Below are 26,177 nucleotides of genomic sequence, written 5' to 3'. Positions count from 1 at the left end.
TATATTACTTTGCCTAATCTAACAATTGCGTTAGATGCCATGGGGGGCGATTTCGGCCCCCATGTCACTATCCCCGCCGCAATAAATATACTTAAAAAGTATAAACATCTCTCTATTTACCTTGTCGGTAACGAAGCTGAAATAACCCCTTTATTACAGCAAACTTCTGCGTCTGTTACATCTCGTTATACAATCATTCCTAGTTTCGATGATATACCCATGGATCTTGCCCCTGCGCTATCGCTGCGTAATTTTAAGCAATCCTCTATGCGTATGGCATTGAGCCTTGTTCGTGAAGGGAAAGCGCAAGCCTGTGTGAGTGCTGGAAATACCGGTGCATTGATGGTGCTTTCACGGCATTTACTTAAAGTGCTGCCTTTTGTCGATCGACCTGCTTTAGTCTCCGTGCTACCTTCTATGACAAAGCAGCCTGTATACATGCTCGATTTGGGTGTGAATGTGAGTTGTGATGCTGATGCATTATTTCAATTTGCATTAATGGGTTCTGCACTTGCAGAACATGTTGGTAATATACCGAACCCAAAAGTTGCCTTACTTAATGTCGGACAAGAGGATATTAAAGGTAATGATTTGGTTAAACGGGCAGCACAATTACTGTCTGATCACCAAAGCTTAAATTATATCGGTTTTATTGAAGGCAATGATATTTTTTCTGGGAAAGCAGACGTCATTGTCTGCGATGGTTTCACTGGTAATGTCGCGCTTAAAACAAGTGAAGGTGTTGTTGACTTGGTTGTTTCTCAACTCACATCTGTATCAAATAAGAACATATTTACTAAATTATTATCATTATTGGTCAAACCACTAATAATGAGCCGTCTAAGACGTTTGAAACCCGACCAGTATAACGGAGCAACTTTGTTAGGATTGCCGGGTATTGTAATTAAGAGCCATGGTAATGCTGAGCAGGTTGCCTTTGAATTTGCAATTGAACAGGCTGTAAAAGAAGTTGAGAGTGGATTAGTAGATAAAATATCCGCAAGTCTTGATATTATTGATTAAGATTCAATTTAACTTATTTTATTCGTTTTTTCTCTTGAAAAATTCCATCGTTATCCTCATATTACTTTCTGGTTAGATAAGTTCATTCTCAAATTGATACATGAATCTTTATTAATTTTTATAGGTACTTTATGTCAAAATATGCAGTAGTATTCCCTGGTCAGGGTTCACAAACAATTGGTATGCTTTCAGACCTTGCTTCAGATCATCCAATCGTAGAACAAACGTTTGCTCAAGCAAGTGAAGTGCTTGGCTATGACCTATGGGACTTAGTGCAAAACGGAACTACTGAAGATTTAAGCCAAACTCATATTACGCAACCTGCATTATTAACGACTTCTGTTGCATTGTGGCGAATCGCCTCTGTGAAAGAAAGCTTTAAGCCTTCATTAGTTGCTGGTCATAGTTTAGGCGAGTACTCAGCATTAGTATGTGCTGGTGTAATTAAATTCGAAGACGCAATTGCACTTGTGGAATTACGTGGGCAATTGATGCAACAAGCTGTTCCACAAGGTATTGGCGCAATGGCCGCCGTTATTGGTTTAGATAATGATGCGACGATTGCTGCTTGTGCAAAAGCGGCTGAAGATGAAATTGTATCAGCTGTAAATTTCAATTCACCTGGTCAGGTGGTTATTGCGGGTAATAAAGCCGCGGTTGCTCGTGCTTCTGAGTTATGTATTGAAGCGGGTGCCCGACGTGTCATGCCTTTACCTGTAAGCGTACCTTCTCATTGTTCGTTGATGAAACCTGCAGCGGATGAATTAAAAATCGCATTAGAACAAGTTACTTTTAATACACCTGTCATTAAGGTGATTAATAATGTTGATGTAGCGTCACCAACAGATGCGGATAGCATTAAAGATGCGCTTATACGTCAACTTTATATGCCAGTGCGCTGGACTGAAGTGATAGAGGCTATGGCGAAAGAAGACATTACAACGTTATATGAATTCGGTCCTGGTAAAGTACTTACAGGACTTGTTAAGCGTATTGATAAAACGATTAAAGGTAGTGCAGTAAATAATCAAGCAACAATTGCTGATTTTGCATAACAGTAGGAATAAATAAATGAGTTTTTCAAGTAAAACAGTACTCGTGACGGGTGCAAGCCGTGGTATTGGTCGCGCAATCGCGGAACATTTTGCAAAGTTAGGTGCCAGAGTTATTGGTACAGCAACTTCTGCACAAGGTGCTGAGCGTATTGGCGCTTATTTAGGGGATTCGGGTTTTGGTTTGGAACTAAATGTGACAAATCAAGATTCAGTTGATGCATTATATGCTGAAATCAAAACCCGTGTTGGGCACATTGATATTTTAGTGAATAATGCCGGTATTACAGCAGATAATATCTTCTTGCGTATGAAAGAAGATGAATGGTGTAATGTTATTGATACTAACTTGACCTCTTTATACCGCCTATGTAAGCCTTGCTTACGCGGTATGATGAAGCAACGTTTTGGTCGTATCATTAATATTGGCTCTGTTGTTGGTTCAACTGGTAACGGCGGTCAAGCAAATTACGCAGCGGCTAAATCAGGTTTATTAGGATTTACTAAGTCACTTGCAAGTGAAGTCGCTTCTCGCGGTATCACTGTTAATGCGGTAGCACCTGGCTTTATCGAAACAGATATGACAAGTGAGTTATCGGAAGAACAAAAACAAACCATATTAGCTCAAGTACCAACCAATCGTCTTGGGAGTACTGTTGAGATAGCGGAAACTGTTGGATTTTTAGCATCTGATGGTGCAAGCTATATCACGGGTGAAACCATCCATGTAAATGGCGGCATGTATATGGCATAGCCATTTATATTTGATTTTGTTTATAAATTTGCGAGCTTTTTCACCATTCGTGGTTTGACCACCAAGTTAGGGCTTGCAAGTTTATGAGTAATCAATAAACTACTAATCAAAAGCTTTATATTTTTTAAAGGAAAAGTAAAACATGAGTAACTTCGAAGAACGCGTAAAAAAAATCATTATTGAACAACTTGGTGTTAAAGAAGAAGAAGTGAAAAACGAAGCTTCTTTTGTTGATGACCTAGGTGCAGATTCTCTAGATACAGTTGAACTAGTTATGGCTCTAGAAGAAGAATTCGATACTGATATCCCAGACGATGAAGCAGAGAAAATCACTACTGTTCAAGCTGCAATCGACTTCGTTGTTTCTAGCGCTGAATAATTCAGCTGATTAAGTTCTCGATGAGAGATAATCAAAATAGAGTTGTTTTTATAATGACTTTATAAATATATAAAAGCGGTCGCAAGACCGCTTTTTTTTTGCCTATTTGGAGAACGAGTGTGGCTAATAGAAGAGTTGTAATTACAGGGTTAGGTATTGTTTCACCGGTTGGTAACTCTGTTACGACGTCATGGGAAGCAATTAAATCTGGTATCAGCGGCATTGAAAATATTGAGCACTTTGATACCACTAATTTTTCAACAAAGTTTGCTGGCCTGGTTAATGATTTTGATGCTGAAGCGGTTGGGCTCAACCGTAAAGATTGCCGTAAAATGGACTTATTTATCCAATACGGGATCGTAGCAGCAGAGCAAGCAATTAATGACTCAGGGTTAGTTATTACAGAACAAAACGCAACCCGAGTTGGTACTGCTATTGGTTCTGGTATTGGTGGACTTGGTCTGATTGAGCAAAATGTGCATAATTTTGCTAAAGGTGGGGCACGTAAAGTGAGTCCTTTCTTTGTACCTTCAACGATTGTTAATATGGTTGCTGGTCATGTGTCTATCCGCAACAACCTGAAAGGTCCAAACATTGCGATCGCAACGGCTTGTACTTCAGGGACGCACTGTATTGGCCAATCTGCTCGTATGATTGCATATGGCGATGCCGATGTAATGGTTGCCGGTGGTGCAGAAAAGGCATCAACAGAAATGGGCATGGCAGGTTTTGGCTCAGCGAAAGCATTATCAACACGTAATGATGACCCACAAAAAGCAAGTCGTCCTTGGGATAAAGACCGTGATGGTTTTGTGCTTGGCGATGGTGCGGGTATTTTAGTACTGGAAGAGTATGAGCATGCTGTCGCTCGTGGTGCAACTATCTATGCTGAATTAGTTGGCTTCGGAATGAGTGGCGACGCATTCCACATGACGTCACCACCTGAAGATGGCGCCGGTGCTGCTCTAGCGATGAGTAATGCAATTGCTGATGCGGGTATTGAAGCAAGTGAAGTAGGTTATGTAAATGCACATGGCACATCAACACCAGCTGGTGATAAAGCCGAAACAGCTGCGGTTAAATCTGTATTTGGCGAGCACGCTTATAAACTTGCAGTTAGCTCAACAAAATCAATGACAGGTCATCTTTTGGGTGCGGCTGGTGCAATCGAAGCCATTTTTACAATTCTTGCTTTAAGAGATCAAATATTACCCCCAACAATCAACTTGGAGAACCCAAGTGAAGGTTGTGATCTGGATTTTGTAACTGATGGCGCTCGTGCAGTGACTATGGAATACGCCTTATCAAACTCATTTGGTTTTGGCGGTACGAACGGTTCGCTATTATTTAAAAAAGCGGACTAAGATATTAAAGTCATAACGTTAAACAATTAATTATTCATTTTGGCATAGCTAACATAATAAATAAGTGTTTTTAGTTATTTGATATTCACATGCAAGGTGATTAAACACACCTTGCATGTATCAAACAATTTTTCATTGGTGTAAAATGTGTGCTTGAATTTAATTTATGCATCGAGCTATGAAAAAGATAATTACTGCTATTTCCTTACTATTTACTATTCTATTGATTGCAGGTGTACTTTTCTATTCACGCTATCAATCATTTGTGTCTGTTGAACGTGTACAAACAGATCATATCCTTACTGTTTCTTCGGGTGATACCGCGCAATCAATTGCTAATCAAATGATTGCGGAGAGTAACTTCGAATCTAAAGTTTTTTTACGCCTCTTTTTTAAACAACACTTAGGTATTACCAATATTAAACTTGGTTCGTATAAAGTAACTGCAGGTTGGAATTTCCAAACATTATTCGAGCACCTTGTGTCTGGGGATGAGTTCCAGTATAAAATCACCTTCATTGAAGGTTCAACATTTAAAGAATGGCGCAAGCAGTTAACACAAGCAACGGGGATTATTGATGATACGGCTGACTTATCTGAAGTAGAATTAGCGCAATTATTACAAATAGAAAACTCAAAGCTTGAAGGCTTGATGCTGCCTGAGACCTATTTTTATCCGCAAGGGACGTTAGTTTCAACATTATATTTAAAATCACATAAAAAACTTCAAGCTTATTTAAATGCAGCGTGGGAAACAAGAGATAAAAACTTACCGCTTAAAACACCTTATGAGGCGCTGATTCTTGCCTCTATCATCGAGAAAGAGACTGGATTAGAAAGCGAAAGAACGACTGTATCGTCTGTGTTTATTAATCGATTGAACAGACGTATGCGTTTACAGACTGATCCAACCGTGATTTATGGCATGGGTGATGAGTATAAAGGTAATATTCGTCGTAAACACCTACGTCAAAAAACAGATTACAACACCTATGTGATTAGAGGTTTACCGCCTACACCGATTGCGATGGTGGGTAAAATGTCTATTGATGCAGCACTACACCCAGCCAAAACAAGCTATTTATATTTTGTTGCAAGTGGTGACGGCGGTCATTATTTTTCAAAAAATTTAAAAGAGCACAATCGTGCTGTTCGTAAATACATTTTAAAAAGATAAATTGAAGAGAGTTATTGTGCAAGCTAAATTTTTAGTAATCGAAGGCCTCGAAGGCGCAGGTAAAAGTACTGCAGTAAGCACCGTTATTAATTGGCTAGCGGAGCAGGGGATCACAGATGTGATCACCACACGTGAACCAGGCGGAACGAAACTTGCCGAAAAGATGCGTGCTATTGTGAAAGAAGTCGATACCGAAGAGCCGTTGACTGAATCAGCCGAATTAATGCTAATGTATGCCGCACGTGCCCAATTAGTGGAAAATGTAATTAAACCAGCCCTAGCGAAAGGCCAATGGGTTGTGGGAGATCGTCATGATCTTTCTTCTATTGCTTACCAAGGTGGCGGCCGTGGTTTTGATATTGGTGTGTTGAATACACTACGTCAAGTCGCTATTGGTGACTTCAAGCCTGATATGACGTTATTGTTAGATATCGATCCCGCGGTTGGTTTAGAACGCGCAAAAGTACGCGGTGAATTAGACCGTATTGAATTAGAGCAACTGTCTTTCTTCCAGCGTATTGGTGCAAAATACCAAGAACTTGCAGCCGCTGATGACACTATTTATAGTGTTGATGCGGGACAGAATATTGATAATGTTCAGGCGCAAATCCGTGATGTATTAACGGCGAATGCTAATTGTAATAATGAAAGTGTTGAATAATTAAATGCTATATCCTTGGTTATTACCTCACTGGGAAAAACAGCAAATGCAAATGACTGCAGGTCGTTTACATCATGCGTTGTTTATTACCAGTGCTAGCGGTATGGGTAAACTGTCGTATGCGCAGACACTTGCCCAAACTTTATTATGTAAAGAGCCTATTGGTTGGGAGCCTTGCCACCAATGTCACCCTTGCCAGTTATTCGAGACCAGTGTACATCCTGATTATTATTTGGTTTCAACTGAACCCGGTAAAGTGATTGGTGTTGATCAAATAAGGCTCATTAGTCAGAAATTAAATGAGTATTCACAACTTACTGGTAACAAGGTAGTCATTATCGAGCATGCTGAAAGCTTTAATTTAGCCTCTGCTAATGCATTACTTAAAACATTAGAAGAACCAAGTAATGGTAGCTACATCATTTTGTTGGCTGAAAATAAGTCACAAGTATTGCCGACAATTTATAGCCGGTGTCAAAAGCTACACCTTCCAGCGCCGCCGGAGCAGGAAACACTGTCATGGTTACAGCAGCAGTTCCCGATAGAGAACCCGACATTGACTGCTATCCGCATTAATCATGGGGCACCTTTACACACGCTAAATTATTTAAACAACGGCGATGATGATTTGCGTAGAGAGATATTCTCGAATATAGCGTTACTGACACAACAGCCAGCTGCGATTACGCGATTGTGTGAGATCATTACAGACCGCACATTAGAGAAGCTATCGTGGTTACAGTTTATCTTACTTGATTTACAGAAAGTTAATCGGGGTGTAGGCGTTGATTATATTGTTAATACAGACCAACTTGAATGGTTAACACACTTCTCAACGCTGTTATCTCAAGACAAAATTACTCAACTACAATCAGAGTTGACAGAGCTTCGTCAGTTATTAATGCAAAATAATAATTTAACGGCTGAAACATTGATTCTGTCATTTTTAATTAAACTAAAAAGATTCATAAATTAATATGTTAGTAGATTCTCATTGCCATTTAGATGGCCTAAATTACGATACCATTCATACAGATCTTGCCGATGTTGTTAATAAAGCGACAGAACGTGGCGTATCACATTTATTAAGCGTATCTGTGACTTTACCCCGCTTCAAAACTATGATTGAGCTGATAGCTGAATTTGACAATATTCATGCATCATGTGGTGTTCATCCACTTAATCTTGAAGATGAATACGAAAAATCAGAGTTATTGGCATTAGCACAAAATGAAAAAGTCGTCGCTATTGGTGAGACAGGTTTAGATTATTTCTATTCACCTGAAAACAAAGATATCCAGCAAGCATCATTCCGTAATCATATTCAAGTTGCAATTGAACTTAATAAACCACTGATTATTCATACGCGTGGTGCTGTTGATGACACCATCCGTATCTTAAAAGAAGAAGGTGCAGAGAAAATTGGTGGGGTTATCCACTGTTTTACTGAATCAGATGCAATGGCTGCTGCGGTATTGGAAATGGGATTTTATATTTCTATTTCAGGTATCGTGACGTTCAAATCAGCAAAAGATTTACAAGCCGTGGTTAAAACAATCCCGACTAATCGATTGTTAGTTGAGACTGATTCACCTTATTTAGCACCAGTACCATACCGTGGTAAAGAAAATCAACCTGCTTATGTTCGTGCTGTAGCTGAATTTGTTGCCGATTTACGTGGGGTCACCTTCGAAGAATTAGCAGAGTCAACGACAGAGAACTACTTTAAGCTGTTCAACGCTAAAAAATAATATCGACCTGATGTAGTATCTTGACGTAACTTGGTTATATACCGCACTCAACTTTTGACGACTGAGTTGAGTGTGGTATTATCCACATAAATTTACGGCACTGTTTAATATTACACGTCGATAAATTAACAGAACTATGTTAATTAGTTACAGTACAACCTTAATAAATTACAGTACTACCTCGATATTAATGACATGTGATATCGAATTTAATCATTATTTGGAGGCATTTTGGCCCACCTAGTTAGTTATACTTATAAACAAGAAGATAAAAAAATTCCATTCTCATACCGACAGTTTCACCATATCTATGAAGCGGTTGCTGCAGAAGAAGGAATCGATCTAACGCAATATATGATTATGGAAAAACAAGTTGAAGATGTATCGAAAGGTACGAAAGCCGTAAGAGAATTCCGTAAAAACCATTTTACTAAATTAGGCTTTAGTAATGTTTGGTTTATTAAAGACGGTATTGAAGAATAACTATTTGTATGAAATGAATAGTTTAGTAATGAATAAATAGTTTTAGTAATTAATGAATTGTTAAAGCTAAACAATAGGTGGTCAAAACGAAGACCACCTATTAAAATAACAATGACTAAAATATTACGACAGTAAGGTTAACCCTGTAGGGAGGCTATCACCAAAGATACGCTTTATTACTGTTTCATCAGACGTCTGTGCATCACTTACTAATGCTAACCAAGCTTCCGATAATTTATTCTGCGTTAATTTTTCTATCACAGCATCTCTTACCTTATCTTGAACATCCATTTCTCTATCACCGGTTTTTCTGGCAATCATTACGGCTGCAAAAGCAATGTGCGGTTCTTTTTGCCAATTAGCTTCAAGTAATGTATTTAACCATGTTTCAACGATATGGCGGGGAATAACATTATGTTGACTACCATAAAAAGCAACACGAGATGCGATACGACCTAATGCCCACCAATGTAATTGCTGATTTTGTGGTTTCTTTAATTTAGCCAGTAAGTATTCACCAAATTCAACTTTTAGCGCCACTGGAATGTGTTCTAGTGAGGCGACAAGTCGAATAATATCATCATAGCTGCGTTGTTTCGCTTGATTGATGATTTTGGCATGTTTATTACTGTCTTCAACAAAGTAGACTGAAAGAGTATCGTATATTTCGATCTGTTGTTGTTCATTTAGGCCTCCAGCAATACGGCGCCATAAATTCCACCAATCACTCCATGACTGGGTTGATTTATTATATTGAATAGCTGATTTAAATATTGGCCAAATTTGTTCAATACGCCAATCATCAGCTGGGTAGCCAAAGCCAGGACGCAGCAGGAAGCTTGTTAGTTTTAACCAATTACGTTCATGCTGCTCGGTACGGCGGCGGTTTTTAGCAAACTGTAAGCACGGCGCAGCAAGTTCACGTAATAGGTCTGTGTCCCAAGTATCGCGTTTGCCTAAACGTTTATCAAGGTCGTTACGCAATGATTTAACCAATTTAGGATCGCTTTTTTTACTACTTGCACCATACACAGCTTCAATTAATTTAATTGCCTCAGGGAGATTAGGGTGACACTGTTTAATCGCATTGATATCTTTAGCATCATCATTAGTCTTTTTATTTGCTAAACTTGGACGAACAGAGAACTCTAATGCCCAGCGTTGATTGCTGTTGGTTTCACTCACACATTCAAGTTGTAGGGTACCAATACTGCTTAACTTGCAAGACAAATACACTGACTCAAAACGTTTGTGATCTTTGTGCTCAGGGATCGTGACGACAAAAGGTGGTAACGGCGTTTTACCTTTTAGTTCTGTTTCAAACTCTTTATCAATAATGTCACCAGGTTTTAAATTGCTTTCATAGCTTGTGGTAGCAAGATTAAAACGAATGGGTTCACCAATAGTTAATGAAAACAAACGGCTATCTAAATTGATAACGTGCTCTTCTTCTGTGCCTTTCGGCAATAGACAAATAGATTGTGGTGTACCAGAACGATCGGTTATTTCAATGAAGTAATTTCGAGGACTACCACCGCCAATTTGTTTCTGTTTACCCATTTTGGCAAAGCCAAATTCAACAGCGCCATATGCAACTGATAAATCAGGGTTACCATTGTGTAGCATCTGAACTTTTTGTTGCTTCCAACCCGATAATACTTTTTCAATGTGCAGTTTTACTTTTTGGCTATTAAAGATACCACCATTAACAAGCATTGCGGCTGGTACGACAGCGGTATCGTAATCGTCGGCTGCGTCTATATCGTAATAAGTATGGATGAATTCGGCAATATGTTTTGAAATCGCAGGGTCCGAGGTATACGGTAAACCAAATTCCACAACCGCATTTTTTCTGTGCGTTGGTAATTCGTTAAACGCGCTATTGGGCAAGAAGCCATTAAACACCATATCGATGACTTCATTTTTAGTGAGTTCACATTTTTTAGACTGCGCAATTAACTTAGAGCCACGACCCAGCAGCGTAATTGATGTGGTACTTGGTGGTTGCTCGGATAAAAAGAGCTCTTTTGCTTGGCGTGTCTGCTGTATTAGTTGTCCTAATGCTGCAGATTTTAAACGTTGGTCTGGTGATATTCTTGATTCGACAATATGGGCTAACGCTAAGTCGATGTTATCTCCACCCAGCATTAAATGATCACCAACTGCGACACGATTTAAATTTAGCTCGCCATGATCTAATGACATTTCGATTAAGCTTAAATCCGTTGTACCACCACCGATGTCACATACAAGCATGGTTTTATCGTGTTCAATCAAATCTGTTTTAGCTTGTTTATTTCGGTGATACCAGTCATAACAAACAGCTTGTGGTTCTTCTAATAGCGTCACGTTTGTTAAGCCAACGAGATCTGCAGCGGCGAGAGTTAATGCACGGGCGGTGTCGTTAAAAGAGGCTGGAACAGTGATAGTAATATTTTGATCGGCAAGTAAGTGCTCTGGATTATGATAATTCCAAGACGCTTGAAAATGTGCAAGGTAGCTTGCACTGGCAATGACTGGCGATACTTTTTCAATGTTATCTTCAACAGCCCAAGGGAGAATGGCTGCTTGTGCATCGATACTTGGGTGAGATAACCAACTCTTGGCACTCGAAACTAAACGGCCTTTGGTCTTTGTGCCTAAATCGCGTGCCCATTGACCAACAATAACATTCGCTATTTCACCGTTAAAATTAATTTTTTTCCAAGGTAGAATACAATCAGTTGGGGCAATTTCGTTGTCATTAAAATGATAGCGGAATGAAGGGAGTAACGGTTTTCTTGCAACTTCGCCAGGACCAACCAATTGGTCAACGAGAAATACAGAAGCGCTGGCTTGATAATCATCGATATTTTTATAAGAAAGAACACTGTGGGTGGTGCCAAGATCGATGCCAATTACATATTGCGCTGTTTTAGAAACAGGTGAGGGCATTAAAAACTCCATATAATAAAACTCAGGGCAAAGTGCCCTGAGTTAAGTACACATTTATCAATATAACGACTGTGTAATGATTATGTTAGATCATGTTTATTGACGAACAGTTAATTCAATTTCCCAAGCTTCGTCGCTATCATCAGCAATCGCTTCAATTTTTAAAGTACCCACTTCAGTCACAGTCACTGAAAGCGATACAGGAACAACATCGCCACTGTTACGGCTACTTGTCTCGAGCGATACTTCGATATCAGGTAGTTGCTCAAGATCTTCTGGTTGCCAGAAATCAAGGTGCGTACCAACCACATCGTCACGACGTACTGTTGAACCAAAGAACTTGAATTTAACCGGTTGACCGACAACTAAACCAAACTGGTGTGTAGTTACATCAACATTTGAACCTTCTTCGAGACCAAATGGGGCAATACAAACTGCTTCAAGTGGCGGTTCGAAGCCAGGGATGGCGGGCATTGAGCTTTCAACACCGACATAGTATGAACTCGCTAAACCGCCTTTAATACGAACGCCTTTACCATGTTTCGCATAACCGTGGTAACAAGCACCATTCGCAACAGCAAGATCTAAATCAATCCCCGTTAATAGTGTTGCTTCTTCTTCAACGTCAGCTGTAATTAACCAATCATTGATAATACCCATTAGCTTAGTGCTGATAGCATCAGATTTAAACACACCACCATTAAACAATACTGCCGTTGGTTTGATGAAGTCACCGGCATCGGTTTCTAGTGCGCCATGCTGTTTATTCAAGAAGTGAGCAATATGCTTAGTGATTGCCGCATCTTGTGCATACGGTAGACCAATCTGTGTTAATGCTGTGCGCGTATTCTGTTGTGGCATATCTGTCACAGCAGTTGCAGGGAAGAAACCATCTAAGATAGTTTGGTGTACTTCCTCACGTGTTAATTCAGTTTGCATAGTGCCAGCAATTAACTTAGAGCCACGACTAGGGATAACAATTGGCATTGCTTCTATGTCATTATCTAATAGTAGTTGTTCCTTAGCATCACGACACGCATGTGTGATGGCTTGAATTTGCCAAGGTTGTAACTGCTTGCCTTCTTGCATTAACTTCATTTTTAGACGATATGCAAGGGCAAGATCCATATTATCACCGCCAAGTAGGATATGTTCACCTACAGCAACGCGTGATAACGTTAAGTTACCTTCAGACTCTTCAACAGAAATTAATGATAAATCCGTTGTACCACCACCAATATCAACCACTAAGATGGTATCACCAACATTGACTTGGTCTCGCCATTCGTCACCGCATGCTTCTAACCAGCTATAAACTGCCGCTTGAGGTTCTTCAAGTAGATTTAAATGTTTAAGATTTAAATCTTGTGCTGCTTGCGCCGTTAAGTTACGTGCTGCTGGGTCGAAAGAAGCAGGGATGGTGATTGTTACATCCTGTTCTGAAATTGGCGCATCTGGGTGTGCATCATTCCAAGCTGCAGCTAGGTGGTTTAAGTATTGGCTTGTCGCTGTTACAGGGGAGATCTTTTCAACTTCGTCAGGACTTGAGAATGGTAAGATCGCATCGTGTGGGCTAACGGTCGCATGGCTTAACCAGCTCTTGGCACTTGATACCAAGCGGATAGGGGTCTTTAAACCAAGTTGGCGTGCAACATCACCAACAAGGGCTGTATTTTCACCATCCCATGGTAATGGCGTTTGATCTTGGCTGATCTCTTCGGCATGTGCCTGGTACACAAATGAAGGCAATTGGAATTTTTCTGTTACAGAACCTGGTGCTGATAGTTGGGGGATTGCAAACAACTGCTTAGCTGCTTGATCACTTTCGTCGGTAAGGTCGATGTATGATAATACACAGTGTGTTGTACCTAAATCGATACCAATACTGTATTGTGCGGCTATTTCGCTCATAGTGATGTCGCTCATAGTTCAACCTCTGCTGCTGCTACGATGTTAGCATTGTGGCCTTGTGCCAGTTTAGGTAGGTTCACGTTACTGATTTTCCAGCCTTGGTGGACTAAAATACCACGGTAAGGCGCGCTGCCAAGTACGTTACCAATCAGTTTGATTTCTGATGGATTAAAGCCTTCAGCGACAGTTACTTGGCTTTCTTCTTCTTCAGTACGGATCGGCGTGAAGGTGAAGTATTCATTAATTACTTTTTTGCTACCAGTATGGATGATACGTGCTGCTGCACCAATTTGTTCATCCGTTGCACCCGTTAAGTCTTCTTGAATGAAATCAACAAAACGTGCTTCATTTTGTAGTAGTGATAAAAGCTGACATGCGGCAGCTGGGCTTGCTTCTTGTAATGGTGCTTTAATCTCAACAAATTTTTCTATTTCAACAATTTTTTCAACATCTACGTGTTTAATTACTTCCACTATTTTCTCTATTTCAACTGGTACTTCTTTTTCAACAATCTTTTCTATTTCAACAGTCTTTTTACCACCTCGAACTAAGGTAATTAATAATAGGATTAAAGTCAGAGCGAATAGGGCGATATGCGCTGCATCAGGACCGGCAGGTAGTTCAGTGATGTTAGTAAGGTCGAAGTTCATATATTTTACTCAAGTTTGTATAAATCAATATTAACGGCGATTTTATCATAGTTATTTATGTAACGAAGCATAATGTGATTTTTTAGCTTATTTACCTAGTAGTTAGGAACAAAGAATAGCCATTTTAGCTGGAATAATTAGAAACGTATTTTCAAGGAGAGTTATTTATAAAAAAAATAAAAAAAAGCCCAATACAAATCCTTGTACTGAGCTTAGGGAAATAGGTATTCTTGTAATATTAAATATAGTAAATTATTTACGTATATCAAATTGCCATTAAGTTATCGTGTTGTCGATCGTGATATTATTCGTTAAACAAATTGTTATCACGAACTAGGTCACGCGGGTAGTTATTTTTTAAACGCTGATTAACACGTTTACCTAAACCAAGCACACTACCTTCGAGTAATACAACAAGTTCACCCTGTAAGTCATCTAAATTATCGATGTCTACATCTGCAAAGTTTATATCACGTCCCATGATATATTGTTTAGCTTGCTCAATATCAAGTGACACGGCGTTTCTATCACATCGATGACCAAAGGTACGCGCCCATTCATGTTGTGCACGGAAGCCTTTTTTAAATTTCTCAGCAATTTTAATACCGATACGATCGAATTTGAATTTACCGATGAACGCTGGGAATTCTTTCGGGAATAGCCAGATCTCACTATCACGATGATAGAAGACGCCACTCTCAAATTCAAAATTAAAGGTGTCACGGAAGTAATCACGAATTGCGTCATTTTCGAGACGGCTAACTGGGCTAAACGGGAATACTAAGCGTTTTTTCTTTTTAATCGGGCGTAGACCAAGTGATTCTTTTTTAGTGAATTTAGCAACAAAGAAACCTTCACTGTCATAAATTTGTGGCCAGACATGTAAGAAACCTTCTGCAGTTAAACAATCATTCGCCGTTGGGAATAGGTCGGTAAGCGGGATAACGTCTGCGTTATCAGGATACAAATCGAGGAGGTGTTGGCAAACGGCTTGGTTCTCAGTTTGATTTAATGTGCAGGTTGAATAGATTAATGTGCCACCGGGTTTTAAGGCTTTAAATGCACTTTCAATTAATTCTTTCTGAATATCCGCAATGTCATTAATACTGCCTAACGACCAATTAAGCATCGCTTTATCATCTTTACGGATTGCGCCTTCACCTGAACAAGGTGCATCAAGTAACACAGCATCAAACATTTCAGGTAACCAAGTACCAAATACATTCGCATCATAGTGACTAAGAGCAATGTTTTTAATACCACAGCGTTTGATATTCGCGCTTAATACTTTTAATCGGCTAGATGATAATTCGTTAGCCACAATGAAATTATTATTATTACACAGTGCAGCAATCTGACTTGTTTTTGAACCAGGCGCTGATGCGCAGTCAAGAATGGTATTGTATTGCGCAGTCGCACCTGATACTTGTTCTTTAAATAACGCAGTAACAGGTAGCATTGAACTGGCTTCTTGAATATAAAAAAGACCTGCGATATGTTCCCAGCTATTACCTAGCTTGGTATCTGTATTTTCTTGTTGTAACCAAAACCCTTCTTCACACCAAGGGATTGATGTGAGTGCCCATTGCTTGGTTTTTGCTAATTGTTTAAATTCTTCAACAGAAATTTTAAGCGTGTTAACACGAACACTGGTTTTCAATGGTGTTTTACAGCAAGCAATAAAGTCGTCCATAGAAAGATGGTCAGGGATAATGTTACCCATTAGTGTAAGGTAATCTTCAGGCAGTTTTATATTGGAATGCACTTTGCGGGCTCAATTTAGAAAGATGCGGGCATTTTACCATATACCCCAGCTACTTCAAGTTTATGAAACTCGTCGTAGCGGGGTATTATTTCTTATTTAGCGGGCTTTTGGATTTTGGTGTCCCACATCAACCAGTCGGGATTAACTTCTTGTGCCAAATTGAATTGTGTGAAAGGCGCAGCTAATTTGCTATTTTTATCTGGATTTGGTGTCGCAAACGCAATACCGCCAGCCAGAATCGTTTTTAATGATTCAGCTTTTAGGGTTGCACCAGTTAAACCAATATCAACATTAAACCCTGATACCGCCCAAAATTGGCTATCGTTACGAACAAGGTGTTGATACTCTGGCAGAATATTAAGCGTAATTAATATCTTATCACTAAGCGCCGACAATTCAGAGTGCGTAACTGAGCCAACTTCTACCTGACGGTAATAAACGGGGGTTCCAGCTGTTAATGACATTAATCGTTTACTTACTAGTGTCACCGATAAGCCTGCATCTTCAGCTGCGATATCCGGCGCAGCGTTGAGTACGTTAAACCGGTGAGCTTCATTACCTGTGCCTTTTGTTACGTTGATGAATGCGCCTGAAATTAAAGTATTCGCATTCTTAATACCATCTAGGCCTACTTCTATATTTTCTAACCAGTATAGGCTGCCTTGACGTGCAAAATAGTTAGCGTAATCAGTTTCTAATTTAGCCGTTGCTTCAACAAAGCCTTGGTCAACTTTAAGTTTAATACTGCTGATTTCACCAACCTTTATACCTTTATGTTTTATTTCGGTGCCAATGTTAATGTCTGAACCAGAATTAAACGTTAGCGTGACTGTTGGGCGGTTATCAGTTGCCGCAGCAAAGCTTTTGAAAAGTTTATAATGGCTCAATCTTGACTTGGCAAGACTCATTTTATTGTTATTGACAGGTTTGATGTTATCGAAGTTAATACCACCTGCGGCAATGGTTAATAATGACTCTGTTTGAACTTGTAAGTTACTTAAACTACCAGATATTTCAATACCTGATACATCCCAGAACACACTGTTTTTGTTGATAAGGTGTGCATATTGGCTAAGAATATCAAGCGTGATAATGACGTGTTCGTTGTCGGGTGCTAAATGAAAATCTGCAACGGTACCAACAACTAATTTACGGTAATATACAGGTGCGCCGTTAGAGATAACATGGTCTGGTTTACTGACTAAGGTAACCGTCTTATTTGCTTTGAAGGCGTTGTTACCTAATTTAGCAAGTGCTAAATTAGGGTAGAGGCGGTATCCCTGTTCTTTTCTTTTGGCTTTAAACGCAGGGTTGTTAACCAGTTCAATACCGCCACTGACTAAGGCTGCGATGGGGGAGGATTTAACGTTTATGCCAGATATACTCGCATTCACCGATACACCACTAACATTGATAAAACGTGATGATGGGGTAAGTAAATGCGCATAGTCTTGGTAAAGATTAACGTTTAAATCAATTAGGTTAGTTTTAGTATTAAAGCTCACATGACTAATATGGCCAATAGGGTAATTCTTATAATAAACCTTGTTACCTACGGCTAAGCCGTTAGCATCGTTAGCGGTAATCGATATTTGTTTATGTGGAATAAGATCATCTACGTTTGACACTAAATCAAACGTAGTCCGTAATTCACCTTGGCCTGGCGTAAAGAGAATGTAATTACCAGTGACTAAATTCACAATGTTTTTACTTTCAGAAAGGGACAGGTTTGCTTTTTCAACCCAAAATTGTGTGCTGTCACGAAACAGGTCTACAACGTCAGGATCAACATCGGCAATTGCGGTGGCGACAGATGGCGAGCCTTGTGTCGTCGGGATTAATGGTTGTGTCATTACTTGTGTTATTTCACCGACTTTCAAGCCGTTGAAGTAAATATTATTACCTATTTTAATATCATTACTGTTACTTAATTTGAATTCAATTTGAACAGCACGCTGTGCATCACTAATGCTGTTATATAGAGGGTATATTTGATTATCACTTGCTGGTTTACCAATGGGCGGTGAATCAAATGCAAGTGCACCACTGATTATGGCTGTTAAACTTTCTGTTTCTACTTTTACGCCATCAACCCCAAACTCAGCGTTAATACCACTTGCATTCCAAAATCGAGATGTGTCTTTAACAAGATAGCTATATTGTTTATTTATTACGGCTTCGACTAGGATCTCATCGGTTTTTTTATCCAGCGTAAAACTATGTACTTGACCGACAGGGATCTTCTTATAGAAAATCTCTGAACCAGGGCGCACAGATGAAAGCTTGTCAGCTGTTAAATGCACAATCAACCCCTCATCATCTGGCGGATTGTTCGGCGCATTCTGTATCGCTGTAAATTTGACACTGTATTCACCATCACCCGGTAAAAGGTCAATATAGTTTCCTGTTACTAGGGCGTCTAAACCTGAAATTCCTGCAATAGAGGCTTTTGGCGCAACGAGCCAAAATTGTGTGTTACGGCGCAGTACTTGTTCTGCTTTATTATCAATTTCAGCAGTGACGTAAACGCCTTTAAGGTTGTCATCTAGCGCGATGTTTTTTACCTTACCTATTATTAAGCCTTGATATTTAACCAGTGTTTTACCAGCGACAATGCCATTCGCATTCGAGAAGTGTACACGGATCTCGATACCGGCTTGGGTAATGCTTTGGTACATAAGGTAGAGTCCTAGTATGACTGCTACAATGGGTAACAACCATATTGGCGACATCACATTCGGCTTATGTAACACAGGTTTAGGTGCATTACAGTTATCCGGCATTTGTGGTTCGTTATTTTCTTTCATTTGTATGGTTTAAATCCCAAATTAAACGTGTATCAAAACTTTCTGCGGCGAGGATTGTTAATATAACAACCAACCCAAAGCAAGTTGCTCCATATCCGGGATCAACTGAGAGTAAATTTCCTCGGTTGAGCACCGCGACCATAATCGATATAACAAACAAATCCATGATGGACCATTTACCGATCCAATGAATTGCATTAAATAGTAATAATTTTCGTTTTTGTGTAATAAATATTTTATTTTGAATCGATAATAAAATCAGCATTAAACCTATTATTTTAAATAGGGGAACTAAAATAGAGGCGATAAATATAATTATCGCAATACCTAAATCATCACTTTTTGCGAGTGCGATGGTACCAGACATAATGGTGTCTGGCGTAGACTGACCAGCACTTGTTAGCGTACTTATCGGTAAAAAATTGGCCGGAATCATCATCACTGCCGCCGTAATCAAGAGTGCCCATGTTTTTTGGATACTACGTGGTATACGAAAATGAACACGCGTGAAACAACGCGGACAACGTTGTCGTTTAACATCCTGCTTCACATCGATTAATAAGTTACATTCATGACATTGGGCAATTTTATTATCTTTAGCGTTTTGCATTTTTCTCCATTTTCTGCCAGAAGATTTCTAGGTTGAGTCCATACATAATAAGGCTAGAAATAAACATAAGTGAAACAAAGCTAAGTAAACCTAACTGAAATTGGATATCAGCAATGTCAGAAAGTTTAAATATAGCGATCAAAAAACTAACAAGATAAACTTCTAACATACTCCATTCGGTAAAAAACTTAACGAGTTTGAGTAATAATATGAGCTGTGGTGTATTACGTTTAGTTAGTAGTAATAAACAAGCTTGTACGAGACAAGATAAAAATAGAAAGGGCGCAATAAAACTACAAAAAATAACGAGTAAACCGACGAAGTAAGACTTTTTTTGTAATAAGGCCCAAGCGCCTTGAATGAGTGTCGCTGATTCTTCGGCCCCGAGCATGGTGATCGTGAACATTGGAAACACATTTGCAATAACAACAAGTATAAGCCCGGTTAGTGAAAGAGCTAATATGGCGCTAATGGAAAAAGCATTATTTGTATATAATAACGAATTACAACGGGGGCACAGTGCATGCCTATTTTTTGCAATAGGTATATGATCAACAATAAGATCACATTTATTACAGACATTAATATTCGACATTTACACCCGCCAATAGTTAATTCACTATGCTTTTAAAGTTAGCACAATCATATTCCGTTCATTAATAGCATTATTTTATTGCAAATATCAACAGTATCACAAGTTTATCCTTCATGATTCTGATTATTATTTGACTTAATTAGTCTGCCTTAACTTGAATCGGGCATATTTTATGATCAGTGACTTGAATTAACAGGGAATACTAAATACACTGTCATAATATACAGTGTATTTAGGGAATTAGTTTATGGCCGTAATAGTAAAGTATGTAGTTGAGCGGAATGGTGTGGAAAAAATGGTATCTACAAGTAAAAAAGAAGCGGATGCATATGACAAGATGTTAGATGTGGCGGATGGTCTTACAGACTTTATCGGTACGTCATCACTTGAAATTGATGACCGTCTTACAGAAGAGTTAGCATTATACTTGGCACAAAATAGTGCTTCGCTACAGGTAATCTTGAAAGGTGGTAAATTGAACGCGACTGAAGAGAATAAAGAAAAGGCACCAAAAGCTAAAAAATCGCCAAAAGTTACGGAAGGAAAAGAAGCTGATTAATCTTTCATACGCTTAATTATTGTTTGTCAAAGCATAAAAAATCACCGGAAGAGTTATTTTTTAACACCTTTTTGGGCTAAGTTGGCGGATTAAAGATAGCATTTAATTGCAATCGCTCTATAATAGCGATAAATTTTATACATGCGATATAGCAAGATTACAATTTTGTTATATCAGAACAATTAGAAGTAATTTAAGGTAATTCATGGAAAACATTGAAAAGCTAAAAAATAGCAAAGAAGTTATCGCTTATTTGGTAGAAATATTCCCAAAATGTTTCACTGCAAAGGGCGAAGCTAAACCGCTAAAAATTGGCATTTTTCAAGATCTAGCTGAGCGTCTAAAAGAAGATGATAAAGTTAGTAAAACATTATTACGTACGGCACTTCGTCAGTATACTGCAAGCTGGCGTTACCTTCACGGCGCTAAAAAAGATGCTGTACGAGTTGACTTAGATGGCAACGACGCAGGTGTTTTAGATGCAGAGCACATTGAGCATGCACAAAAAACACTTGAAGAAAGCAAAACTAAATTTTTCGCTGAACGTAATAAGAAAAATGCAGAACAAAAGGCAAAAGCTGAAAAGCAAAAACCTGCTGTTAAAAGAGCACCTAAAAAAGTAGCTAAAAAATCTGCACCTAAAGTAGATCAAAAGCCTACAGTTAAAGTTGAACGCCCTGTAAATGAGGCTGAACTTAAATCAGGTCAATCTGTCAAAGTTGTAATTGGTAAAGCACCGGTACAAGCAACTATCGTTGAAGTATCTAAAGATGGTGTTCAAGTTGAACTGCTATCTGGACTTTCTCTAAAAGTAAAAAAAGAGCACCTTTTTGTATAAAGCAATAAGAGTGTTCTGAATTTTTAATGGTCGAGTGTTAGCTAAATATATGAAATTTCGCTAATACTTGACTATTATGAGTTTAGCGTTACTTATTCTCAAAAGGATTTTTAATGAAAAAAGTTTTACAAAGAACTTTTATCAGTGCTTCGGTACTATTGGCCACGCATGCTTTTGCATTTGACCCTGCCATTTCTATTCAAGAACTCCCTACATTAAAGCAAGAAGCTCAGCATTCTGAAGCAAGTAAACGTCTTGTTAATCTCTTTACTCGTTCGCATTATAAATCGGTTGATTTTGATAGCGGTTTTGCTGTCGAAGTTTTTGATCGTTATTTAAAGCAACTTGATGCCTATCGCACCATTTTCTTGCAAAGTGATATCGATAGTTTTAATAAATACGCTCTGTCGTTTAAAAAAGATTTTCGTCAAGGTCGACTTGCACCTGCATATGATATTTATACTGTAGGTCTTCAACGTCGTTATGAACGTTTTGCATACGCATTAACGTTACTTGATACTGAAATCAAGTTTGATAGTGATGATGCGTATTATTTTGACACATCTAAATTAGACTGGGCAAAGTCGACTGATGAATTAAATGAGTTATGGCGCCAGAAAGTTAAATATGAAGCACTTAATTTAAAATTAACCGGTAAAGACTGGCCTGAGATTCAAAAATTACTGCGCAAACGTTACGATACTGCCATTAAGCGTTTAAAACAGACACAAAGTGAAGATGTGTTCCAAACATTAATGAACTCATACGCACGGAGTATCGAACCGCACACGTCTTATTTATCCCCACGTAATGCGGATCGTTTCAAAACTGAAATGAACCTTTCTTTAGAAGGGATCGGGGCAGTATTACAAACCGTTGATGACTACACCGTTATTCGTTCTTTGGTTTCTGGTGGCCCTGCTGCTGCAACTAAGCAACTCAAAGCAGAAGATAAAATTGTTGGTGTTGCGCAAGATGATAAGACGATTGTTGATATTGTTGGCTGGCGTCTTGATGATGTCGTCGACAAGATCAAAGGCCCTAAAGGCACAAAAGTCCGTCTCGAAATCATACGTGGCGAAGGTGCGAGTGCCAAGCATAAAATCGTGGAAATAATTCGCGATAAAGTACGTTTAGAAGACCGTGCTGCAAAATCGAACGTTATCGATGTTGAAGGCGAGAAGGTTGGTGTTATTGAAATACCAAGTTTCTATGACGGTTTAACTGAAAATGTACTGACTGAATTAACAAAGCTTAAAAAAGATAATGTGAGCTCTATTATTGTCGACTTACGCGATAATGGTGGCGGTGCATTAAAAGAAGCAAACTTACTTTCAGGTTTATTCTTCGATTCAGGCCCGACAGTACAGGTTCGTGATGCGAGAGATAAGGTAAATGTGCTCGAAGATCGTGATGGAAAAACGTACTATGATGGTCCGCTTGTTGTATTAGTTAACCGTTATAGTGCATCAGCGTCTGAGATCTTTGCTGCAGCATTACAAGATTATGGCCGTGCACTCATTGTTGGTGAGCAAACATTTGGTAAGGGCACTGTACAACAGCACAGAACCTTAGCACGTTTGTACGATTTATATGACAAACCAATCGGTAGTGTGCAATATACTATATCGAAATTCTACCGTATTAACGGTGGTAGCACTCAATTACGTGGTGTGCTGCCTGACATTACCTTTCCATCGGCAGTGAAACCCGAAGACACTGGTGAGTCAATTGAAGATAATGCGCTGGCTTGGGACCATATCCGTAAAGCAAGCTATCAACAATCGTTAGCATTGCAGTCAAAAGTGAATAAGTTAACTGAAAGTCACAACAAGCGTGTTGCTGTGAATCCTGAGTTTAGTTATATCCAAGAAGATATTCTTAAATATAAACAGGAACTTGATAGTAAAACAATTTCTTTAAAAGAGTCTGTACGTATTAAAGAACGAGAAGAGAGTGAAGCGATTCGTTTAACTCGTTTGAATGAACGCTTAGCACGAAAGGAATTACCTGCGGTTAAATCATATGATGATAAACCAGAGGACTTTGAGTTTGACGATACATTCTTATTAGAAGCAGCCAACATAGCGATTGATTTAAGCAAATCTAGCTAAACCACCTCTATTTTTACTTCAAGTGCAGCGGGATGCTGCACTTTTTTCCTTTATTTTTACGTCTCTATCCGTCGATAGATTAGGACTATAAATGACAGTTATGCCTAATGCTAAGCATTTAAAAGACTATACAGCTCCCAATTATTTCATAGACAATATCGATCTTGATTTTAATCTTGATGATAGCAACACTAAAATTGTTGCGATCAGTAAGCTTCGTCGTAGTGGTAGTCATAATGACCCGCTTATACTAGACGGTGTTGACCTTACATTATTATCAGTGTCTATCGATGGTCATCGTATTGATAACTACTTAGTTAAAGATAATCAGCTGATCATCTCTGATTTACCCTCTGAATGTGTATTAATCATTGAGACGGAAGTCAATCCACAGGAAAACACCAGTTTAGAAGGCTTGTATAAATCCGTCGACGCATTCTGCACGCAATGTGAATCTGAAGGCTTCCGAAAAATCACTTATTATCTTGATCGTCCTGATGTACTGGCTGTGTTTAGTACTAAGATCACGGCTGACAAAGCGGCTTTCCCCTATTTATTATCTAATGGTAACTGTGTTGATCGTGGTGAATTAGATAATGGTCGTCATTGGGTTCAATGGCGTGACCCTTACCCGAAACCGGCGTATTTATTTGCGCTGGTTGCGGGTGATTTTGATGTATTACGTGATAACTACATCACGACATCTGGTCGTGATGTGAAATTAGAGTTGTTTGTAGATAAGGGTAACTTATCGCGAGGTCATCATGCGATTGAATCTTTGAAAAGTTCAATGAAATGGGATGAAGACCGCTTTGGCTTAGAATACGACCTCGATATTTATATGATTGTTGCCGTTGATTTCTTCAACATGGGGGCAATGGAAAATAAAGGGCTTAACGTATTCAACTCTAAATATGTATTAGCAGATGCGGCGAGTGCGACGGACGTTGATTATCTGGGTATCGAAGCTGTTATTGGTCATGAGTATTTTCACAACTGGACGGGCAATCGCATTACTTGTCGAGATTGGTTCCAGTTAAGTTTGAAAGAAGGCCTCACGGTATTCCGTGACCAAGAATTTAGCTCTGATTTGGGTTCGCGTGCAGTTAACCGCATTCAAAACGTTAAAATTTTACGTTCTGCACAATTCCCTGAAGATGCAGGGCCAATGGCACATCCAATTCGTCCAGCGTCTGTGATTGAAATGAATAATTTCTACACTGCAACAGTCTATAATAAGGGCGCAGAAGTTATCCGCATGATCCACACGCTTCTTGGTGAACAAAATTTCCGTGCAGGTATGGATCTTTACTTTAAACGTCATGACGGTCAAGCCGTGACGTGCGATGACTTTGTTGCGTCCATGCAAGATGCATCTAGCGTAGATCTCACCTTATTTAAAAACTGGTATTCACAATCAGGTACCCCGCAAGTAACGGTGACAGATCATTACGATGCTGAAAGCAATATTTATACGTTATCAATGCAACAACATACGCCAAGTACTGCTGATCAAAAAGTAAAACAAGTACTTCATATTCCTGTTGATATTGAATTACTTGACGCGCAGGGCGGCAAGATTGAATTAATATTTGAGGGTGAGGGCGTTCACAATATTCTAAATCTTACTGAAAAGCAGCAAGATTTTGTGTTTGAAAATGTAATGTCTGCACCAGTACCAAGCTTATTTAGAGAGTTTTCAGCGCCAGTTAAGCTTAACTATGCTTATACCAATGAGCAGCTTACAATGCTAATGGTTCATGCGAGTAATGATTTTGCACGTTGGGATGCATCACAGCTATTGATTAATAAGCATGTGATTGAAAATGTAACTCGTATTCGTGATAAACAGAATCTTGTTTTACCCGCAGTGTTTGGGCAAGCGTTCCGTGATTTAGTGAGCAATGAAGAGCTCGACCCAGCCTTAAAAGCTGAGATGTTGCAGTTCCCATCGACGAACAGTTTAATGGGCTTGTTTGACGAAGTCGATGTCGACGCCTTACTGACAGTGACTGCTTTTATTAAAGCTGAAATCGCTGTTAATGTTGCAACAACCTGCGCCTCTATTTATGCTGACATGCCTAAACGTGCTTACGAAGTAGAGCATGCACATATTGCTTTACGCTCATTAAAAAATGTGTGCCTTGAATATATCGCATTAGCGGGCGTTACTCATGTTAATGAATTGGTATTAGCTCAATTTAAACAGTCAGATAATATGACCGATACCATGGGGGCGATAAGTGCTGCAAATAAAGCACAATTACCTTGCTTTAAAACCATGATGGCTGCATTTGAAACCACCTGGTCTCATGATGGGTTAGTGATGGATAAGTGGTTTTCGCAAATCGGGGCTAGCCCAAGTGAAAACTGCCTCTCTGTCGTTAAAAATACACTGAACCATGTTAGCTTCTCTTTAGCTAATCCAAATCGAACGCGTTCATTAGTGGGTAGTTTTTCTGCACATAACACCAGCGCTTTTCATGCGATTGATGGTAGTGGTTATGTTTTCTTAACGGATATTTTATGTCAGTTGAATAGCAGTAACCCGCAAATTGCATCTCGATTAATTACGCCGCTTATTGAATTTAAGAAATTTGATCAAACGCGCCAAGCTTTAATGAAAGCGCAACTGATCCGTTTAAGTAAGCTTGGTGGTTTAGCCACTGACCTATTTGAAAAGATAGACCGTGCTTTAGCTTAACTCTACACCGCAGAAATATTTAACATTAAGTTAAACGTTTGTTTAT

21 protein-coding genes are annotated in these 26,177 nt (G+C 39.1%); 14 read left to right on the top strand and 7 right to left on the bottom strand.

Going from position 1 to position 26,177, the window contains the following annotated elements:
• Positions 1-9 precede the first annotated feature (9 nt).
• The 10 genes from plsX to HWV02_RS12020 all read left to right on the top strand — a co-directional run bounded on the left by plsX (position 10) and on the right by HWV02_RS12020 (position 8,644).
• Positions 10-1,023 carry a phosphate acyltransferase PlsX gene (gene plsX, locus HWV02_RS12065; RefSeq protein WP_211676067.1) on the top strand — a complete coding sequence of 338 codons (1,014 nt, stop codon included), beginning with the start codon at positions 10-12 and terminating at the stop codon, positions 1,021-1,023.
• Positions 1,024-1,154: 131 nt separating this feature from the next.
• Positions 1,155-2,078, top strand: a complete 924-nt coding sequence (gene fabD, locus HWV02_RS12060; RefSeq protein WP_211676066.1) for an ACP S-malonyltransferase — start codon at positions 1,155-1,157, stop codon at positions 2,076-2,078.
• Between the two features lie 16 nt (positions 2,079-2,094).
• Entirely contained in the window at positions 2,095-2,829 is a 735-nt protein-coding gene (gene fabG / locus HWV02_RS12055) for a 3-oxoacyl-ACP reductase FabG (RefSeq protein WP_211676065.1), read from the top strand.
• 142 nt (positions 2,830-2,971) lie between these two features.
• Positions 2,972-3,208, top strand: a complete 237-nt coding sequence (gene acpP, locus HWV02_RS12050; RefSeq protein ID WP_067049274.1) for an acyl carrier protein — start codon at positions 2,972-2,974, stop codon at positions 3,206-3,208.
• 119 nt (positions 3,209-3,327) lie between these two features.
• Positions 3,328-4,572: a beta-ketoacyl-ACP synthase II gene (gene fabF, locus HWV02_RS12045; protein ID WP_211676064.1), complete on the top strand. Its 1,245-nt coding sequence runs from the start codon at positions 3,328-3,330 to the stop codon at positions 4,570-4,572.
• 178 nt (positions 4,573-4,750) lie between these two features.
• Positions 4,751-5,749 carry an endolytic transglycosylase MltG gene (gene mltG, locus HWV02_RS12040; RefSeq protein WP_211687923.1) on the top strand — a complete coding sequence of 333 codons (999 nt, stop codon included), beginning with the start codon at positions 4,751-4,753 and terminating at the stop codon, positions 5,747-5,749.
• A 16-nt stretch (positions 5,750-5,765) separates the two neighbouring features.
• Positions 5,766-6,410: a dTMP kinase gene (gene tmk, locus HWV02_RS12035; RefSeq protein ID WP_211671655.1), complete on the top strand. Its 645-nt coding sequence runs from the start codon at positions 5,766-5,768 to the stop codon at positions 6,408-6,410.
• A 46-nt stretch (positions 6,411-6,456) separates the two neighbouring features.
• A complete protein-coding gene (holB, locus tag HWV02_RS12030; RefSeq protein WP_255546782.1) occupies positions 6,457-7,386 on the top strand; it encodes a DNA polymerase III subunit delta' in 930 nt (309 codons plus the stop codon).
• Between the two features lies 1 nt (position 7,387).
• On the top strand, positions 7,388-8,161 hold the full coding sequence (locus HWV02_RS12025) for a TatD family hydrolase (protein ID WP_211676060.1): 774 nt from the start codon (positions 7,388-7,390) through the stop codon (positions 8,159-8,161).
• Positions 8,162-8,392: 231 nt separating this feature from the next.
• Entirely contained in the window at positions 8,393-8,644 is a 252-nt protein-coding gene (locus HWV02_RS12020; RefSeq protein ID WP_211676059.1) for a DUF2960 domain-containing protein, read from the top strand.
• Between the two features lie 123 nt (positions 8,645-8,767).
• Here the strand turns inward: HWV02_RS12020 and HWV02_RS12015 are convergent, their stop codons facing one another.
• From HWV02_RS12015 to HWV02_RS11985, 7 genes are all read right to left on the bottom strand, one after another.
• Entirely contained in the window at positions 8,768-11,578 is a 2,811-nt protein-coding gene (locus tag HWV02_RS12015; RefSeq protein ID WP_211676058.1) for an Hsp70 family protein, read from the bottom strand.
• Between the two features lie 96 nt (positions 11,579-11,674).
• Positions 11,675-13,504 (bottom strand): Hsp70 family protein, encoded by a 1,830-nt coding sequence (locus tag HWV02_RS12010; RefSeq protein WP_211676057.1) that lies wholly within the window; start codon positions 13,502-13,504, stop codon positions 11,675-11,677.
• Positions 13,501-14,139, bottom strand: coding sequence for a DUF2760 domain-containing protein (locus HWV02_RS12005; RefSeq protein ID WP_211676056.1), 639 nt, complete (start codon positions 14,137-14,139; stop codon positions 13,501-13,503). The genes HWV02_RS12010 and HWV02_RS12005 overlap by 4 nt, the downstream gene beginning before the upstream one ends.
• A 304-nt stretch (positions 14,140-14,443) precedes the next feature.
• Complete coding sequence (rsmF, locus tag HWV02_RS12000) at positions 14,444-15,904, bottom strand: 16S rRNA (cytosine(1407)-C(5))-methyltransferase RsmF (protein WP_211676055.1); 1,461 nt, start codon at positions 15,902-15,904, stop codon at positions 14,444-14,446.
• Positions 15,905-15,996: 92 nt separating this feature from the next.
• The gene (locus tag HWV02_RS11995) at positions 15,997-18,711 is read right to left on the bottom strand and encodes a PqiB family protein (protein ID WP_211687921.1); all 2,715 of its coding nucleotides are present in this window, start codon (positions 18,709-18,711) and stop codon (positions 15,997-15,999) included.
• Positions 18,698-19,321, bottom strand: a complete 624-nt coding sequence (locus tag HWV02_RS11990) for a paraquat-inducible protein A (RefSeq protein ID WP_211676053.1) — start codon at positions 19,319-19,321, stop codon at positions 18,698-18,700. The genes HWV02_RS11995 and HWV02_RS11990 overlap by 14 nt, the downstream gene beginning before the upstream one ends.
• Positions 19,308-19,916, bottom strand: coding sequence for a paraquat-inducible protein A (locus HWV02_RS11985; RefSeq protein WP_211676052.1), 609 nt, complete (start codon positions 19,914-19,916; stop codon positions 19,308-19,310). The genes HWV02_RS11990 and HWV02_RS11985 overlap by 14 nt, the downstream gene beginning before the upstream one ends.
• A 247-nt stretch (positions 19,917-20,163) precedes the next feature.
• On the opposite strand from HWV02_RS11985, the gene HWV02_RS11980 reads away from it, so the two are divergent.
• From HWV02_RS11980 to pepN, 4 genes are all read left to right on the top strand, one after another.
• A complete protein-coding gene (locus HWV02_RS11980) occupies positions 20,164-20,475 on the top strand; it encodes a YebG family protein (RefSeq protein WP_211676051.1) in 312 nt (103 codons plus the stop codon).
• A 205-nt stretch (positions 20,476-20,680) separates the two neighbouring features.
• A complete protein-coding gene (proQ, locus tag HWV02_RS11975; protein ID WP_211671634.1) occupies positions 20,681-21,313 on the top strand; it encodes an RNA chaperone ProQ in 633 nt (210 codons plus the stop codon).
• A gap of 113 nt (positions 21,314-21,426) precedes the next feature.
• Complete coding sequence (gene prc / locus HWV02_RS11970) at positions 21,427-23,427, top strand: carboxy terminal-processing peptidase (protein WP_211676050.1); 2,001 nt, start codon at positions 21,427-21,429, stop codon at positions 23,425-23,427.
• A gap of 91 nt (positions 23,428-23,518) precedes the next feature.
• Positions 23,519-26,131 (top strand): aminopeptidase N, encoded by a 2,613-nt coding sequence (gene pepN / locus HWV02_RS11965; RefSeq protein WP_211687919.1) that lies wholly within the window; start codon positions 23,519-23,521, stop codon positions 26,129-26,131.
• Positions 26,132-26,177 lie beyond the last annotated feature (46 nt).

The organism is Moritella sp. 28 (assembly GCF_018219435.1).
Lineage (GTDB): Bacteria > Pseudomonadota > Gammaproteobacteria > Enterobacterales > Moritellaceae > Moritella.
The sequence above is the reverse complement of the archived record's forward strand: the minus strand, read 5'-3'. Positions and strand labels throughout refer to the sequence as shown.